Origin of the sequence: Enterococcus sp. AZ050 (genome assembly GCF_051715085.1) — a bacterium.
In the GTDB taxonomy this organism is placed as follows: domain Bacteria; phylum Bacillota; class Bacilli; order Lactobacillales; family Enterococcaceae; genus Enterococcus; species Enterococcus faecalis.
In genome coordinates, this window is sequence record NZ_JBIOTC010000001.1 from 919,600 (window position 1) to 937,620 (window position 18,021).

The following is an 18,021-nucleotide window of genomic DNA, read 5'->3' on the forward strand; positions in this document are numbered from 1 at the left end:
ATTTATCACATATTAATCAAAGTACCTCTCATCAATACTACTTACAGCCTTAGAACTCCATTCATAGCTATCACTTAAGCGCTTCAGAATCGAAGAAGTTTCTGGATAATCAATTTTTATTATTTTAGCATCATTCTTGTATTTTTCTGCCATATGTTTTTCATGATTACTACTACTCCCCCAAAATACTTTAGCCCCCTCATGATTACTTTTTCCTACAACAAAGTTAGGGATAAGGTATTCTGAAACATAAGATTCATAAGCATTTTCTTCAAAAAAATCTCTTATAATTTCATGAGGGAAAATACCATCTTCACCATTGGGTGAGTGGCTTAAAAAAGTTCCTAAAGACAATGATACTGCTTTTTCGTATCCATATTCCTTAGCGATAGTTCTAACATTAGTAATCCATGAATCAAAAGCTTCTTTGTCTGCGGTATATTTATTGCAGCCAGGAATAATAGTTATTCTATCTAGTATTTTATAGAAGGAAATGGAGTTACCATTATTTTTACTTTCTCCAGAATCGTCCAAAAATGACTTTGATACTAATTGAACATAAATTTCTGGCTGTTTAGCTATCAATTCACTTATAGATTGTGGATAAAAATCAAAAGGTAGAATTCCAATGAAATATAGTTCCAAAATAGCGATTTTTTCAATATCCTTATTTTTTTCTTGGTAAATTTTTTCAAAAACATTTTGAATATTCTTAGGATCAAGTTTATCTGAATTGTTCATATTATTCCCATCATTTATATACTCTCGTAATGAATACAATAAAAATTGTAAAACTTTGTAATCATTATAGTCGGAATAAGCAGTTGAATTAATCGCTTCTACTACTCGACCATGCTCGACCAGTTTACGTAGATAATACTCAATCTCATCTTTATTTAAACGAACCACAGAAATGCATGGCGAATTCTTCCAAAAGTAACTTTGAAACAAAGAATCGTGCTTTTCTACTTCTTTCCACAAAGTCATACTGTGTTCAGTTTGACAAAATATATCCGCTTTTTGTTTCCAACATAAACTTGAATCGTTCTCTAGTGTTTTAAACATAGTTTCTAAACCATCTCTATTCAAGAAGAAAAGAAGTGAACTAAATAAAATAGAATTGATTTTTTGAACTTTTAATAAAAACTCAACATCAAACTGTCCCTCTAAAACTTCTTCAACAATTATTTTTGCAAAATCAGAAGTATCTTCGATAAATTTACAATAGTCAATCATCTCATCTATTCCATAAACTTTCATAATCTCTCTTATTGCTTTTTCTCGCTCAATATAAACTAATGTGTCTTCTTGATTTATATCATATTGAATCGAATCAGAATAAGGGACAGGATTATTGATTGGTGGATTATATTTACACAAATAAACAAATCTCATAATATTATTAGGCTCTATCAAAGGCAATAAATCTTCCAAAAACTTAATAGTTTTTTCTGGTAGATTGCTTTCACTATCGATATATTTTTTATTGTTAAAAATAGTTTTTCTTATATTTATTGATATCGAAAATTTTTTCTCTTCATTGAAATTCTCAATATTATTCTCAATTAATTTTTTTATTTTCTGTTCATTTCCATAGTAAAAGTAACCAATATTTTTAAAGATAATTTCGTATACACGAATATCTGTTTCACTAATATTCTCAAAATAAACGTCTACAATCTTATTTCTAAATGATTGCAAATCCCTATATGTTAAAGATCTTTTTTCATATGGATCCGTGAAATCAACCCATTCAGGTTTACTTATTGATATTAGTATACGATTATTATTATTTCCACTCATCTCATCGATAATTTTTAAACCCACATCAGGATAGTCACGAATAATTTTCCCTAATAACTTGGCTAATTCATCTTTAGATAATATAGTTTGAGGAAACATCATGTTAAAAACTTGATTCAAACTTGATTCTGGCGTATTTCCATTTGGAAGAGTGTACTGCTTTTGCGCTATTCTAACCAATAATAGTATCGCATCTACAGCGTAATCTTCCATCCAAAGCAACCTCTCTATCGCCCACAATAAATGGTGATATACATTCCCTGAAAATAAACTATTCCCTTCCCCTACATTAAATATCTCCCAGAACATACTCTCTGGATTTCTGAGTTCTTTTTTTAATTTATCAATCACAACCTGAGGACAAGCTTCAGAAATTAACGGAAGAAATTCTGCAATTGAAAGCCATTGTTTTTCTGAGTTTATTTCGCTCAATATCTCTTTCAATAAAACATTTACGACCGTTTTGGTTGAACCAATAAATGTACTAGAGAACATCTCATCTCTTTCTTTTAAAAAAATCAATGAAATTAACAACCCTTCAATAAGCTGTTTTGAATATTTATCGTTTTTTCCTAAAATTGCTGCCATACTTCTTTCTTCAGTCGGTAAATCATATTTAGGAGTTGTTTCTGAAAAAATTAAACTTATTACTTTTTCCAGGTTTTCAATATCATTTTTTTTAATTTTATCGGTCAAAAATAACCACATGTCTTGAACTGAAACTACTCGATACACATTGCCAATATTTATAATTGGAAAGTCTTCCATTTTTGTCCATTCTTCAAGTTTTGATAAAAATTCACTTGAATCTTTAGTCAGTATTTTAAGTACTTCAATATCACCTTGCGACTCTGTATCTATATAACTGACTAACATAATGGAAATTAAATTTGCAGTTTCTTTGTTCAATAATGAAAGCCAGCCCGGTCTCTTTACCAAAGGATTGGTTGATAATTTTCTGTACAAAGGAAGAAAACATCTTTTTGTATCTTTTTCAAGTTCCGAAATTTTATCGTGTGAAATATCTAATTCCAATAAATTTTTTTGAAACTGATCATGTTTAAATCTACTAATTTCCATACCTTTAAAATTTTCCGATATTTTAGCAAGCGGTGTAAATTTACTAATAGGTAAGATTGCACTAATATAGTCTGGGCAAGAGATATCATCATCAATTGGAAATATCGGCACCAAAATAATATTTTTATTTTCTAGTGATATAACCTTATTCCATGTGTCTCTGTCTTTTATAAGAATAACTTTGTGAGCTATCTCAATATCAATATTTTTCATTGCAGCAATTAAAAATAAAGTTGCTTCTATTGAAGACTCTGCTTTTATAAAATAGTACCCTTCACTTTTTATAAGCCACTCTTTAATTTCATCTACTTTTTCTTCTCTATTATTAATGAAAAATTTATCTGTCAATTTAGGATTCGTTGTTTCAGTTTTTTCATCCCAATATTTTTCAACAGTCGAAATACCTGAAATGCTTCCGTTTATTATTTCCGATAACCAAATAGATACAGCAGGGGTTTCCTCAAGCCATAAACACAATGCTTGAGCATCAAGTATTTTAATATCTTTCCAAGTATATTTTTTTTTGGTCTCAATAATTTTATCAGGTACAGATACTCTATGACTCCAAATTTTTGATGATACAAAAATAAAATTCGTAATCTCTTTTGTTATATTCAGCGGATTTTCAGATCTTTTTTTTATATCATCATCAAACTTATTCAATATGTTCCCATTTGTTCCAAATTCAAATACAGAGACTCCTTGAGGAATATAATTTGTACTTTCATCAACATTCAAATAACCATCATAACCTGGAAACTGAATACCTTTTCCATAAGGAAAATTAAAATCCTTAATCTGATTAAAACTACTTAATACTAATCTTGCAACAATTTCTGGTAAAATTTCTTGTGCGCGTCTGCTGTTTTCACTACTCCAACTATCTAATCTTTCTGGAGTAATTTTTTCAAATATCATTTTTTCACCTCCATAAATAAATCAACTTATTTCAAAATTTTAAATTGTTTTGCACTATTTATTTCTGTAAGAAATGCTTTTCTTTCTTTAGAGTAAGACCAATTACCAGCTACTATAACAGTTGCATCTCTATTGGAATAATAGGAATTTTTTAACTTTGTAAATAGAGCTGCATTTTCAAATTGTAAGATCAATTTAAATCTATGAATATCTTTCGGAGCCACTAGAAACAGTTCCTTCTTTTCGTTATTATAAAAATTTGGTTTTTGTCTAGTACATTCAACAATCTTAAATCCATAGATACCTTTAGAGTATAGATATTCACTCCTTTTATCCAATAACATATAACCTATTAAGGTACCATTGTACGTATCTTTTATGTGATTTAACTTACACATTTCATATATTTGATGAATTGTGCGTAATGGTTTTAATTTAGAATCACCAGTACCATGAGTTTTACCTTCTTGTCTTTCGCTATCTTTTTTACTTGTGGATATTGGTTTCATCAAATTTGTCAGGGCATCTTCAAATTCAAATAATTCTTCTGTATATTCATTAAGTTTTATTTTACTATTTTTGGAAGCACCCCAGCATCCATCAACATGTTTAATTGAAGAATTTGCTGAAAAATAGGCTTCTTTTTCTCCATCCAAACTGCAAATGTATAATTCTGCAGGACAATCCAAATTGGGACAATAATATCGAACTTTTCTATGTTTTTCTTGAGCGTCCTTTGCAAAAATGACGCTACTTTCATTTCTATCTTCATCTTTGTACGCATAAGTTCCCACTCTGTATCCTCCTAATAACAAATGATTTAAGTTATATTAGTTAATCATACAAAAAAAGATAATTATTTTTTTTAAACTTTAAACACATTCATAACTTGCTCACTCAAATGCCAATATTTTTTGGAAAGTTGGTACAAAATTTCTTCAGTATTCCATTCAGAATCAATAAAAGTTAATTTATTAGCTGATTCAAACGTACAGAATTCTTTTATTGCTGTGTGCTCTTCTTGTGGGGCAATTACCGCAACTATATGGTTATAATCAAAATGATAATCACCTTTCATTCGCCACTCTCTTTGCCATTGAAAATCATTTTCTGAACTTACATGATTCACTAAACAGCCAAAAGTTGGAAAGCTCGCATTTTCATTGGGACTATCTTTCCAATTGTTAAATTGATCCCAAAATGATTTTGTCAAACTCGTATTTTTTTGCCTAATATAAATAACTGGGTTAATTCCAAAACCACTTTCTAAACACTGAGTATCTTTCATAAATATTAATCCATAAGGTTCAAACCTTCTGTTGTTATGTTCTAAAGTCTTAACAACAACCTTTAAACGATCTAACGGCGTCTCTGTAAAACATGTCACACTAAATTCCTTTTGGTATTCTTCTGATAACTTAGATAGTTCTTTGTTAAACATACAGCAATAACTTGATGCATTTATCCTTTTATCATTTAAAATGGAAATTAAATTTTCCTTTGCTGTAGCATCTCTAGTGTTTCTGGTTAAATGAGTTAAAAATTTAGAAATATCTGTACGATCTGTTAAATCAATGATGCTTTCTTTCATAAAATCAACTCCATATTCATTGTGTTTACCTACCTACATGATAACATTTTTAACACCTTATAAGAAGAATCATTCTTGGTAAAACTGATGTTTTAGGAAATTTACGACTACAATTCAAAAATTAACGTGGTAGGCTTTATTAATCAAACCTATTACATTAATAATTTGAAAGTAGAATATACTAAAAAGAACTAACGATAAAATCACCGTTAGTTCCCTTACTTTAATTTTGATTTTTTCTACGTCTACCTACAACTAATACTGAACTCCCCAATAATAAAATACCCAGAATTCCCCAAATTTTGGAGGTCTGCTGTTCACCTGCCTTGGGTAATGAAGAATTACTTTTAACGCCTACTGGTTTAGAAGAAGAAATACTATTCTCTTTATCAATATTTGTGGGCGGAACGCTTGGTTGATCGCTGTTCATTTTTTTGTATACATACGTCACCGTTTGAGCTTTATCCGTAAATGTTCCATTGGCATTCACTGGAGTCTCTTTCAACATCCAGCCAGTTATACTTTTTGCAGTTGATTGATACGGCAAACCTATTTTTCCATTTAATGTCTCTGATACGACTAGTTCATTATTTTCTTCATCTACATATTTCACCGTCACTGGTGCCGCTTCAGTTCTCTCATACACATATGTCACAATTTGGGCTTCTTCCTTGAATTTTCCGGTTGTATTCCCTTTAACTTCTTTAAATGTATAACCTGCTATCTTTTTTTCTTCTGTAAAATAGTCTTCACCAATATTGCCTGATTTGATTACATCATCTGATATTTTATTCTCATCAATATCTATATACTTAGCAGTCACTTCACCTGCTTTCGCAGGCGTATCTTCTTTTACTGTAATTGTTGCTATGGCTGAATATTCCCCCTGATTTTCAGAAGGACTAAAGAAAGAAGACATAATTCGTGTGTAAGTTACTTTATAAGTTCCTACTTTTGAAGTATCTACACTTCCTTCAACATCAATTTCTGAAAAGTCTACTGAATTTCCGTTAATGTCAGTTGCACTATCAAAATTATCTTGTGGCATCCAACTATCACCTACTGTTAGTTCTGAATCATGAACAATAACTGAGTTTTTGTCCTCTATAACTGTAATAGTTGCTTTGCTAGTGACACCCTCGTAAGTATAACTTACTTCATATTTACCTGCTTTAGAAGTATCCACTTGTGAATCATCAACAGTTATTTGACTAAAATCCACAGTGTTACCATTTTTATCAGTTGCACTGTCAAAATTATCTTCTGCTGTCCAATTATCACCCACAAAAATTTCAGAATCATGAACTTTTATGTTTGCTTGTGTATCTCTGGCAATCACTTCACTTGATAACTTTTGCGATAATTGTGGAGCTCCTACTGGGAGAGTTGCAGGTATAATAAACCAATTCAATTTATCACCTGAAACAAATGATTTATTATCTGGTAGAGTGAAAGTAAAAGTATAATAATCATCATTAAGCGGTGTAACGGAGTAGTTAAACATTTGATTACCACTAACAGTATCCTGATTGTATATTTGATTGTTAAGAGAAAGCATAGCTGCTGAAGAATAAGTTAATTTTATTTTCTCTCCCAGATCTGTTGTTCCATAGGCTGGAAGTATTCCAGTAATTACCTTATCTTCTGAAATAATAGGATTTATTACTGCAGCTTCTACACTTGTTTGAGAAACCGCATTGCTTTCATTATAAGATGGTTCCGTCTCTAAAGCATTTACTACTGTAGAAGTATTCACACTCATTATTAGCAATAATCTGACTGCTCCGATTTTTAACATTCGTTGCATAAAAAAACTCCATTCCTTAGATTTATAGTTGTTTCATTCAAATTTAACCAATAACACCAGAATATTCTTTTCTTACTCAAAACCAATCGAAAATCATTTTTATTTTTGATATTTTCTACGTCTACCTATAACTACTACCGAACTTCCAAATAACAACATGCCAAGAATTCCCCAAATTTTAGAGGTTTGTTGTTCACCCGCTTGAGGTAATGAAGAATTACTTCTATTGCCTATTAATTTAGATGAAGAAACACTATCTCCTTTGTCAATATTGCTTGGTGGAATGATTGGGGGATTGCTCTTTGCTTTTTTGTATACATACGTCACCGTTTGCACTGCATCTGTAAATGTTCCATTGGCATTCGCTGGTGTATCTTTCAACATCCAGCCAGTTATACTCTTCACTGTTGACTGATACGGCAACCCTATTTTCCCATTTAATGTTTCTGATGTGGCTAGTTCATTACCTTCCTCATCCACGTATTTTACTGTTACAGGTGCTGCTTCTGTTCGTTCATACACATAAATTACCGTTTGGGGGTGATCCGTAAATGTACCTCTTGCATTCGCTGGTGTTTCTTTCAACGCCCAGCCAGTTATACTCTTTGCTGTTGATTGATACGGCAACCCTATTTTTCCATTTAATGTTTCTGATGTGGCTAGTTCATTGCCTTCCTCATCCATGTATTTCACTGTTACAGGTGCTGCTTCTGTTCGTTCATACACATACGTTACCGTTTGGGGTTGATCCGTAAATGTACCTCTTGCATTCGCTGGTGTTTCTTTCAACGCCCAGCCAATTATACTCTTTGCTGTTGATTGATACGGCAACCCTATTTTTCCATTTAATGTTTCTGATGTGGCTAGTTCATTGCCTTCCTCGTCCACGTATTTCACTGTTACAGGTGCTGCTTCTGTTCGTTCATACACATACGTTACCGTTTGGGGTTGATCCGTAAATGTACCACTTGCATTCGCTGGTGTTTCTTTCAATGTCCAGCCAGTTATACTCTTCACTGTTGATTGATATGGCAACCCTATTTTTCCATTTAATGTTTCTGATGTGGCTAGTTCATTACCTTCCTCATCCACGTATTTCACCGTTACGGGTGCAGCTTCGATTCGTTCGTATACATAAGTTACCGTTTGGGGTTGATCCGTAAATGTGCCACTTGCATTCGCTGGTGTCTCTTTTAATGTCCAATCATTGATACTTTTCGCAACACTAGTGTAAGGATTACCAACTTTTCCATTTAACACCTCCGATGGAGCCAACTCATTCCCATTTTCATCTTCATATTTAACTGTAACAGGCGCTGCATCTGGTGCAATAACAGTTATATTAATAGTCGCTACACCACTGAAAGCACCTGCATGATTAATACTATTGTCTATGAAACGATAAGACAATTGGTAGGTTTTTCCAGGTAATAGGTTTTTTCCGATAAATTCACCGTTGGAATATGAAAAATTATTATTTGGATTGTTGACAAACGACTGGAACGCTACTTGATTGCCATTTACACCAGTTAATTTCATTGGAGGTATAGTAATCGTCTCAGCGTAATTTATATCAATGGTTTCATCTACATTCTGAGTCAAAAAATTGTATTGCTTTCTATTACCAGAATTGTAATAATCATAGCTTGGGCTAACATCTTTTATTTTATTATCAGGTAAAACTAAACCAGTTAAATTATCTAATCCTTTAATAAAATCAATATTTTCAATATCTGTATTTCCCATACTCAAATAGAGCAACTGCTTTAAAGAACTTAATTTGTATAGTTCATTTGAGTCAGAAAATTTAATATCTGTCGCATAAAGTTGAGTGATACCTGTTAAATACTGCATCCCTTCTAAAGAATTGACCACAGATTCAGATTCGGTTGGTTTCAGATAAAAAATTCCTTTTATACCCGCAATTTCATCGATTGTAGGTGTATATGTCTCCCAGTCGTTAACATGCTTTAATGCTGTATTGATAGCTTTTCGTACTATTAAATCAGGGATAACTAATGGTTCACCTGCATATACGTCGATTGTTGATGATTCTAACTCTCCATTATTGGCTATATCCTCAATAATAGGTTCTGTAACGTATTCTTCCTTTGAATTATCAATTTCCCTTGGAGAAACATTTGGTTGTTCCAGTTTAGTATTTTGTTTTTCTTCTAAGTCAGACATAGGTGTACTTGCTGTAGTTTCAACTGTATCTATTTCTTCAGAATCTCCATTCGATTGTTCTAATTTTAGACTTTGTCCTGATTCTTCACCAAAGACCGTTACAGATGAACCTATTTGTGCACATATCATTAATAATATGGTTAAGTGACTCATAAATTTTTTCATCAGTATCCCCCTTCTCTTTTTACATACTTACAGAAAATATCACACTGACAAAAACTAATATTGTTATTTTTAGACAAATTTTAAAGATACTATTTTCAATGTACCTAATTTAATAAGCATTTAATCAATAACAAAAAATAATCACACTATTAAAATAACAGTCGGGAATATCATTAAGAAAAAGTCTTAGTATAAAGTTATTCTATCATACGTTTGTTATAGATACGTTCTTCTATGCTTTGAGTCATTTTGACTAGACATGGTTAGACTAGCTTATCATTATAATGAGTTTTTTAGGCATGCTACAATTACAGCCATTTCATGATAGCCTATCTACTAAATCAAAGCTCCATTACTTTGAAACAATTTGTTTCACTTTCACAGAATACTCAAGTTCCTTTTTTAATCAGCACAAATGTTTACTTAGTTTACAACTAAATCAAAACAGTATTATTACTTGTTGATTATGTTATATTTTTAGAATATACTTCTACGTAAATACTGCACAACACTCTTATATTTTGTAAAAAGCCTTAATCCAGACATAGATACTTTTAGAAAGTAGTGAAGCCATTGTATAATTATTTTATGAGTAAAAAAGAATTAGTAAAAGTAAATCTCTTTAAATACATTTTACTTACTAACAGTGAAGTTTCTATTCAAACAATTATGAAAAGAATTAAGCTTTCAAAAAGTACTTCTTTGAGATATGTAAGCGAACTTGGAGAGGATCTCTTAAAAAGTTTTAATTCTGTGCAATTACTAATCGATGAGCAAGGAAATTACTTTATCCAAAAAGATAAAAGCTTTAGTAATAGCTTAACCATTGAAACCCTAAAAGAATTTTATGTAAGAAAAAGCACCTTATTTCAGGTTTTTTCCGCAGTTATGCAAAAAGAAAATTTATCTATTAAAGATTTAGAGGTATCATTAGAACTTGCACCGTCGACTATATACAATAAACTTGCTGTATTAAATGACATAGCAAAAACATTTAAAGGTAAAATTTCATTCACTCAGTCTGGGAATATTGAAGGCGACGAAATTGGCATCAGATTTTTTTCATATTACCTTATTTGGATGTTAAACAAGACAAATAAAGATATTTCATTTTCAAAAAAAATGCCCATAGAGTTTTTAAATCTAGACAACTTAAAAAGACATTTAATTACTACAGAAAATTTATCTGCTTCTCAAGAAAAAAAACTTAAAATTGCTCAAGGTCTGACCCTGTATAGACTACTCTATAGAAGACAGTTCATTCATTTGGATAAAGAATTTTTAGAGGATATTCAATTTTTTAATGAAGACCATTTCTCTATTACTAAAACCAGCAAATTATTAACTTCTGATGTTATTGAAACTGAAACGTTGTTCTTCTGTTACTCTATTAGAGGAATTGTTTATGATTTAGATTCTTTCGAAAAAAAAGTAGAACTTGTTACTCTTTATAAAAAATCAAAATTAAAAATTGCGGATGACATTTCCCACCTGTTAACCTCATTTTCCAACTACGCATCTTTTTCTTTTACGGAAGAAGGTTATATTGAATCTTATTATCTAATGTTAATTGTTTTGATTTATATTAGACACATCAATATTGGTTATGTTGATTTCTATGAAAATACTTTTACATTGAAAAACTATCATCATTCTATTGATACCGACTTTCCTCATAACGAAAAATTGATTTCTAAATTCTTAAATGATGATATCTTTAAAGACTGTCTTGGAGAAGTTTCTCCATCTTTAATTAAGGAATTCAAATATCTACTTTATTCTTGATATTAATAGCATCCCTAAACAGCTTAAAATTTATGTACAATTTTCCAAAAATATTTACGATGGGACATTGATTGCAAACTCTTTGAAAACAACTTTCAACGAATCAACTATCCTTATTACCAAAAACCCTAATGAAGCGGACCTTATCATTTCAGATACCTATGAAGGAAAAGAATCTAAAGCTGAACGATTCTATTTTGAAGATATTCGAGACTATGAGAATTGGCAAAATCTTTTACAGCATCTAACTAATCTAATCTACAGAAAATCATTTTTCAAAAATACCTAGTATTGATATAACTACTATAGTTTCAGTGAAAAAAATCCAGATATTTTTTTATTTATGCACCTTTTATGATTGTATTAAAAATTAGCCCATCTAGGTACTGTGCTCATTAAACCTATGCCTATAAGAAACGCCCCTATTGGTTTCTTTTTATAAGAATCCAACAGAGGCGTTTTATTTTTCTCGTTTTAGTAGTAGTACCAAACTACTTTGCATTTTTTTACTATATATCCTGTTAAAAAAGTAATTTAAAATATATTCAAGAACATGAAAGCTATTCTTACATATTTTTACGAGTGAACTTATTATTCTTTTTTCTACCATTTGTGTTTTATAGCTACTGATTCATCATTCTCTAAAGACTATTCAAAAGTACTAACTACAAAAATTATTTACATTACTAATTTAAAACAATCTTAATTAATTTTACAGTTTTCAGTCTATTATAGGCTAGCTCTTTCTCCATCTTCTTACGAATACATATATCCCACTTATCATTAATATCCCACCTATTAACCAGAGAGAATTAGACTGATATTCACCCGTTTTAGGCAATACAGAAGCATTTTCATTTTGTTTTAGTTTAGAAGAAGAGTTTGGATTCTCCTTATCCATATTTATTGGTGGGATACTAGGTTGATTACTCATTATTTTCTTATATACAAATGTCACTACTTGTTCTTTTTCTGAAAACGTTCCAGTTACATTAGTTGGTACTTTAGTTAAGGAATAGCCTTCAATTGTTAATTGATATTTAGAACTAGTGAAATCATACTTTTCACCAATGTTACCACTTACTTTTTGAGCTTCATGAATAATTTTACCATCTTGATCAACGTAATTAATAAGAACATCTTTAGCTCTTAGATTTTCTCTTTCTTTCACCGTAATCATAGCAGTCGCTTCTACTCCATCATAGCTGTAGTTCACAGGATACGTTCCAGCCTTACTTGTATCCACTGTTCCCGTTACTTCTATCTTTTCAAAATCAACCGGTTTGCCTTCTTTATCAATAGCATTGTCAAAGTTATCTTGCGCTGACCAATCATCTCCTGTGTAAAGTGTTGAATCATGTACATTGACGGTCGTTTGCTTATCTTTCACTGTAATTGTTGCTGTGGCTTCCACTCCATCATAGCTGTAGTTCACGGGATACGTTCCAACTTTACTCGTATCCACTGTTCCCGTTACTTCTATCTTTTCAAAATCAACTGGCTTACCTTCCTTATCAGTAGCATTGTCAAAGTTATCTTGCGCTGACCAATTGTCTCCTGTATAAAGTGTTGAATCATGTACATTGACGATTGTTTGCCCAGCAGCAACTATTTTTACAGGTTGTGTAATAGTTGCTGAATAATTCAATGGCACTCCTTGTTCGTTAGTGCTAGTATAACTTACTTGATACGTCAAATTTTTATCTGTAGTAATATTTTGCCATATTACAGACTGATTATCTTCTGATGTTCCTGAATCCGAAATTGTTGTAATAGCCATTGCTTGATTATTTATATCCTTAGTAGGATTTTGACTGCTAACAGTCTGTCCTTCGACTACTGTAATACTTGGCAAAGTTATCGTTTGATTATTAAGCTGCAACGCGCTAGTATCTGCTGACATCGGCATAGTTTCAAACATTGTTTTTATTTTATTAAGATCATAAATATGATTTTGGTTCGCCCTTATTTCACTCACACCACTTAACGTAGCTAAATCATCGATGTTATTTAAATTATTATTATTAACTGACAAAAAATTTAATGCTGTCATGGTCGTCAATGGGGTAAGGTTAGTAACAAGATTGTTGTCAAGATTAATCGTGACAAGTTGATTGTTACCATCTAACGGAGATAAATCAGAAATAGCATTATTTGACAAATCTAAACTAATTAATGATTTTAGGTTCAAAAAGGGAGTTATATCTTCTATCACGGTATAGTTTGAACCCGGTACCCAGTTATACGAATCGTAAGTAAACTCCTTTAAATTTGTTAACTCAGAAAGAGCTGACCAATCGGTTATATGGTTACCACTTAATTGTAATTTTTCCAATTGAGTTAATTGGGATACTCCATCTAAACTAGCAATACCAGAATCTGTAACATTTAAAGTAGTTAATTGTTTCAAATTTGCAACAGGCATCAGTGTTGTTAAATTGGGTTGACCAGAAATATTCATTTTAGTTAAATTAACTCCGTATTCTAATCCTGTTAAATCTTTTAATCCGTTATAACCATCTACACTTTGAATACTTAAAATATTTAATCTGGTTAACTGTTCTTCAGTTAATTGATCTACAAATTCTAATGACAAAGCACTTTTTATCGCTTTTAGTAGCACCGCATCTGGAATAGAAACATAATCTTGAGCCGCTCTGGAGGACTTTGCTGGTTCCTTATTATCATCTACTTGAACTTTTTCTGAAGGAATAGCTATAACTGTATCCTGCACTACTTGCTCATCGTTATTTGATACGCTTAAGGAATTCTGTTCCTCAACATCATTAGCTTGATTTCCAACCTGTTCATCTGCAAAAACATTTTCTGTTGCCAGTAATAAAGAGCTTGCATTGCCAAAAAACAAGCTAGCAACCATTAAAATTGTCATTTTTTTCTTCATGTTTAACTCCCCATTCTTTCTTTTCTTGAAGCAACTGCCCAGACGACACTTGACTCCATCATAATAATACATGACTATTATGATTTGAATTCCACAAAACCTAAACAAATTATTCCATTTTGCAGGAATGATTTCTTCTCCATAAATCACTTCAAATTTGTAAATTAATCTACATTTACACACATACAACAATAAAAAACTATTCTTTCAAAGAATTTCTTAAAACCTGCACAACACTGAAGATAATTACAGCCTGAGCTACAACCTCATATTCTATTAGATTGATGTAATTCACTTCAAATACAAGTAAATATTTATATTTAAAGTTGTTACACTTAATGTTGATTAAATATAGTTAGTGAACGACTATCTATTCAAGTTCATGTAGAAGTAAAACAATAGAATAAAAAAGGCACCTTACCTCTAGTATATGAATTAAATATTTTTTTCAAAAAGCTATCAAAAAATTGATAGTTTTTTTGTTGTTATTCCACCATGCTTGAACCTCTTATTAGTAAAGAGGTGATTACTTTGGATTTATTAGAAGAAAAACTGGAACTTATGAAATTAATTACAGAATTAACGCACGAACGCCAAACTATTACTCGTCTTTATGAGTCAATTGAAAACAGATTAAATCGTATTAAAGAAATAGAAACAGAGATTTATGATGGTAAAGCATTAAAAGAAACAAGTCTCATACCAAAATCAGAAATAGATAGAACTAGATTCTATGATCACAAAATAAAAACAGCTTCAATTCCTTATGACATTATTTCTAAAGATATCTGCTATGTACTGAAAAATTCAGGCAAGCCTATGAATGGCTCTCAAATCCATTCTACACTAACCGCAACCTTACACTTCAATTTAGATTACAAAAACTTGGTGAATAATATCCTACCTAAAATTGTAAAAGATAAAAACTTACCTATAGAAAAAATTAGTCGAGGTTTTTGGCAATATAGACGCGTATAGTTAAATACATTTAAAGGTGCTGATAAATATGGCAAATACTCCTAGTGATAATAAGATAAAGAAATATCTTCGTATTGGGATACATTATCATGCAAATAACTATTATCGAAAAAAAAAGAATTATACAACTAGATCAGTTTTAACAGATTTTCAAGAACTTGATCCTAATTCTTTTTCAACAGACACCTGTCCTGAGTCATACACTTTACAAACAATAGAATCAAAAGATCTCGAAGATTATTTTGATAATGATTTATTAATAAAAGCCATCAAAGGATTGTCTACAAAGGAAAAAAAATTTCTATTTGAAAAATTCATTCTTAGAAAAAGTGATACAGAACTTGCAAAAGAAAGAAATTTATCTCAACAAGCCATTTCAATATACAAAAAAAGACTATTAAAAAAAGTAAAGGTGTTAATGAAAAGCTAACAGCAAATTCATATGCATTCGGTCTCCCCCTTAGACAATTCCCATAAGAACATTTAAGGGAGGAATACGCTATGGAAACTATTACTTCATTATTACTTGCCGCACAGCAAGGAAACGAACAAGCTATGAATCATTTATATCAACAATTTCGTCCACTACTATTAAAAGAATCTACTCGAAATGGTGAGCTTGATTTAGATTGCTATCAAGAGTTGTCAGAACACTTTATCAAACTGATACTCGCTTTTAAAGTACAACAATAGACCTATAAACTATTTTGAATTCAAATACTACAATAAATAAAAATGGCTGAGGAATTTACCTTAGCCATTTTTAACTTATTTACCAAATCAATATCAAAAAATGTTGTGATTACCCCTTTTTAAAACCTCTTATTAGCATATATCTTAAACTGTTCATTGAAAATTTAATAACCTATTCAAATACATTTTTGATTACAACGAGCTACGTAAACAAAATCGCAATGACTTTAAAAAAAATGAGCGATCCCTTTTGATTTACATTCTTCATTTTAGGAAATTGAAGAAGCCATGAATTGTATTCAATTATAATGATACTCCTACCTTGAACGCTTCACAGCATTGGGTAGCTTCTCCGAGTTTGAGTTGAGGTGAAACTCCTGTGGACTTTTCTAAGTCGTTTGAATATGTATAAAACAATCCAGTGAATGAGATGCTTTTTACAATATTATATAGAAAAAAAGTACTACGAGTCCTATAATTAAGGTATGTATTTGATTCTAGCTCGCAGCACTTTGAGGCAAATACTCTATTTGTAAAAAGAAAGGATGGATAAATAGCCTGACTATCAAGAAAAGAAAGGTGATTTTATATGGACTTACCTAATAAAACATCATTGATTCTAGGAAGATATGTGAACCAACAAACTCTAATGCAAGAGTTGCATATTGGCTATGATACTTTAAGAACACTTCGCCTTAACGGATTAGAAGTCATTATTATTGGTAGGCAGCATTTGTACGATATTGAAGATGTAAAGGATATTTTCAATCAATTAAAAAATGATTAACCTAATTAAAACCTCAAATATTAAAATTTTGCTAAAGACAAAAATATCCTAATCCAATGAATGAATTAGGAGGAAGATTTATATGTCTGTTTCTTTTAAGCAATACACCAAGTACAATCAAAAACTTTGGAAATTTCAATGCTATTTTGGAAAAACTGAATTTGGAGAAGAGATTCGTACAACTAGAAGTGGTTTCAAAACAAAAAAAGAAGCACAACAAGTATATAGACAACTGCAACTAGACTTCGATAAGAATCTACTAAAAATGAATGGCAATATTACTTTTAAAGAACTATATGAAGAATTCATTGAACAGTATCGATTGAAAGTAAAGCCATCAACTATCATGATTACGAGAAGAGCCATTGAAGATCATGCGCTTGAATATTTTGGAGACAAAAAGTTGAATGATATTTCAGTACGTTTCTGTACTCAAGTCAATCGTCGCTGGATAAGAGATGGATACAAGCAAGCTTATTACTTTCGTCGGGCAGTTGCACAGATTTTACAATATGGTGTTCAGCAAGAATTAATCAATGAAAACCCTATGCGAAAAACCGAGCCTATCAAACGTCAAGAAATAGATGAGAATTTAGTTGCTACTGAAACAATGAGTGTTTACACTCCAAAAGAGCTAGCTATCTTCTTGGATTGCGGCAAAAAGCATGGAAACAAGAAAATCGAAACTTATTTTCGAGTCCTATCCTATACAGGTGCTAGAAAATCAGAAATACTTGCTCTTGAATGGAATGATATTAATTTTGAAACGAAGAAATTAATTATCAGTAAAACATTAGCTGAAGTCGAAAGTAATCCTAGTACTAAAATAACCAAAGTAGCTAGTCAAAGTGCCAAAACAAATGCTGGTAAAAGAACCATTTCAATTGATTCAGAAACCATGGCTATGTTACAGGAATGGCAAACTAGACAGCAGTTTGAGTTTAAGGTTTTAGGAATTAGAGCAACCAACAAGCACCAACTTGTTTTTCCTAACAAAGAGAATAAATTTTGTCGTCCTGGTCAAGCGAATGATTGGTATGATGTCATCGCGACAAAATACAAACTAAAGCGAATTACACTTCATGAATTCCGTAAAACACATGTCTCACTTTGTGCAATGGCAGATATGAACTTAGAAGATATTATGTACCGTGTCGGCCATAAAGATTCCAAGATGACTCGACAAGTATATAACTACTTCTACCCCGAACGTGAGGAGCGTAGCGCTGACCAATTCGCTCAGTTTATTGAAAAGGAAAAATATCATTTCTAAAAGAAATTGTAGTTAGTTTTGTAGTTAGTTTACTTTTTCGAAAAAAAGAAGC

The 18,021-nt window shown here is 31.2% G+C and carries 12 protein-coding genes; 6 read left to right on the forward strand and 6 right to left on the reverse strand.

Features of this window, described 5'->3' with window-relative positions:
* Positions 1-12 precede the first annotated feature (12 nt).
* The 5 genes from IGJ04_RS04420 to IGJ04_RS04440 all read right to left on the reverse strand — a co-directional run bounded on the left by IGJ04_RS04420 (position 13) and on the right by IGJ04_RS04440 (position 9,551).
* The gene (locus IGJ04_RS04420; RefSeq protein ID WP_438839973.1) at positions 13-3,801 is read right to left on the reverse strand and encodes a hypothetical protein; all 3,789 of its coding nucleotides are present in this window, start codon (positions 3,799-3,801) and stop codon (positions 13-15) included.
* A gap of 26 nt (positions 3,802-3,827) precedes the next feature.
* Positions 3,828-4,595, reverse strand: a complete 768-nt coding sequence (locus IGJ04_RS04425) for a hypothetical protein (RefSeq protein ID WP_438839974.1) — start codon at positions 4,593-4,595, stop codon at positions 3,828-3,830.
* Positions 4,596-4,666: 71 nt separating this feature from the next.
* Positions 4,667-5,392, reverse strand: a complete 726-nt coding sequence (locus IGJ04_RS04430) for a hypothetical protein (RefSeq protein WP_438839975.1) — start codon at positions 5,390-5,392, stop codon at positions 4,667-4,669.
* Between the two features lie 223 nt (positions 5,393-5,615).
* Entirely contained in the window at positions 5,616-7,199 is a 1,584-nt protein-coding gene (locus tag IGJ04_RS04435; protein ID WP_438839976.1) for a MucBP domain-containing protein, read from the reverse strand.
* Between the two features lie 99 nt (positions 7,200-7,298).
* A complete protein-coding gene (locus IGJ04_RS04440; RefSeq protein WP_438839977.1) occupies positions 7,299-9,551 on the reverse strand; it encodes a MucBP domain-containing protein in 2,253 nt (750 codons plus the stop codon).
* A gap of 588 nt (positions 9,552-10,139) precedes the next feature.
* Here IGJ04_RS04440 and IGJ04_RS04445 point away from each other — a divergent pair.
* Positions 10,140-11,336 (forward strand): helix-turn-helix domain-containing protein, encoded by a 1,197-nt coding sequence (locus tag IGJ04_RS04445; RefSeq protein WP_438839978.1) that lies wholly within the window; start codon positions 10,140-10,142, stop codon positions 11,334-11,336.
* A 736-nt stretch (positions 11,337-12,072) separates the two neighbouring features.
* Here the strand turns inward: IGJ04_RS04445 and IGJ04_RS04450 are convergent.
* Positions 12,073-14,238, reverse strand: a complete 2,166-nt coding sequence (locus IGJ04_RS04450; protein WP_438839979.1) for a bacterial Ig-like domain-containing protein — start codon at positions 14,236-14,238, stop codon at positions 12,073-12,075.
* Between the two features lie 531 nt (positions 14,239-14,769).
* Between IGJ04_RS04450 and IGJ04_RS04455 the strand changes: the two genes are divergently transcribed.
* The 5 genes from IGJ04_RS04455 (at position 14,770) to IGJ04_RS04475 (ending at position 17,969) form a co-directional block, all read left to right on the forward strand.
* Positions 14,770-15,216: a hypothetical protein gene (locus IGJ04_RS04455; RefSeq protein WP_438839980.1), complete on the forward strand. Its 447-nt coding sequence runs from the start codon at positions 14,770-14,772 to the stop codon at positions 15,214-15,216.
* Positions 15,217-15,244: 28 nt separating this feature from the next.
* Entirely contained in the window at positions 15,245-15,646 is a 402-nt protein-coding gene (locus tag IGJ04_RS04460) for a hypothetical protein (protein WP_438839981.1), read from the forward strand.
* 71 nt (positions 15,647-15,717) lie between these two features.
* Positions 15,718-15,909 (forward strand): helix-turn-helix domain-containing protein, encoded by a 192-nt coding sequence (locus tag IGJ04_RS04465; protein ID WP_061112804.1) that lies wholly within the window; start codon positions 15,718-15,720, stop codon positions 15,907-15,909.
* 589 nt (positions 15,910-16,498) lie between these two features.
* Complete coding sequence (locus tag IGJ04_RS04470; protein ID WP_368014522.1) at positions 16,499-16,696, forward strand: hypothetical protein; 198 nt, start codon at positions 16,499-16,501, stop codon at positions 16,694-16,696.
* 82 nt (positions 16,697-16,778) lie between these two features.
* A complete protein-coding gene (locus tag IGJ04_RS04475) occupies positions 16,779-17,969 on the forward strand; it encodes a tyrosine-type recombinase/integrase (protein WP_438839982.1) in 1,191 nt (396 codons plus the stop codon).
* The last annotated feature ends 52 nt before the right edge of the window (positions 17,970-18,021 follow it).

What these genes read in the sequence shown, in the direction of transcription:
- IGJ04_RS04445 (WP_438839978.1), top strand. Translation starts at nt 10,140, where the DNA reads ATGAGTAAAAAAGAATTAGTAAAAGTAAATCTCTTTAAATACATTTTA.
- IGJ04_RS04430 (WP_438839975.1), bottom strand. Translation starts at nt 5,392, where the DNA reads ATGAAAGAAAGCATCATTGATTTAACAGATCGTACAGATATTTCTAAA.
- IGJ04_RS04465 (WP_061112804.1), top strand. Translation starts at nt 15,718, where the DNA reads ATGGAAACTATTACTTCATTATTACTTGCCGCACAGCAAGGAAACGAA.
- IGJ04_RS04460 (WP_438839981.1), top strand. Translation starts at nt 15,245, where the DNA reads ATGGCAAATACTCCTAGTGATAATAAGATAAAGAAATATCTTCGTATT.
- IGJ04_RS04475 (WP_438839982.1), top strand. Translation starts at nt 16,779, where the DNA reads ATGTCTGTTTCTTTTAAGCAATACACCAAGTACAATCAAAAACTTTGG.
- IGJ04_RS04440 (WP_438839977.1), bottom strand. Translation starts at nt 9,551, where the DNA reads ATGAAAAAATTTATGAGTCACTTAACCATATTATTAATGATATGTGCA.
- IGJ04_RS04420 (WP_438839973.1), bottom strand. Translation starts at nt 3,801, where the DNA reads ATGATATTTGAAAAAATTACTCCAGAAAGATTAGATAGTTGGAGTAGT.
- IGJ04_RS04470 (WP_368014522.1), top strand. Translation starts at nt 16,499, where the DNA reads ATGGACTTACCTAATAAAACATCATTGATTCTAGGAAGATATGTGAAC.
- IGJ04_RS04450 (WP_438839979.1), bottom strand. Translation starts at nt 14,238, where the DNA reads ATGAAGAAAAAAATGACAATTTTAATGGTTGCTAGCTTGTTTTTTGGC.
- IGJ04_RS04435 (WP_438839976.1), bottom strand. Translation starts at nt 7,199, where the DNA reads ATGCAACGAATGTTAAAAATCGGAGCAGTCAGATTATTGCTAATAATG.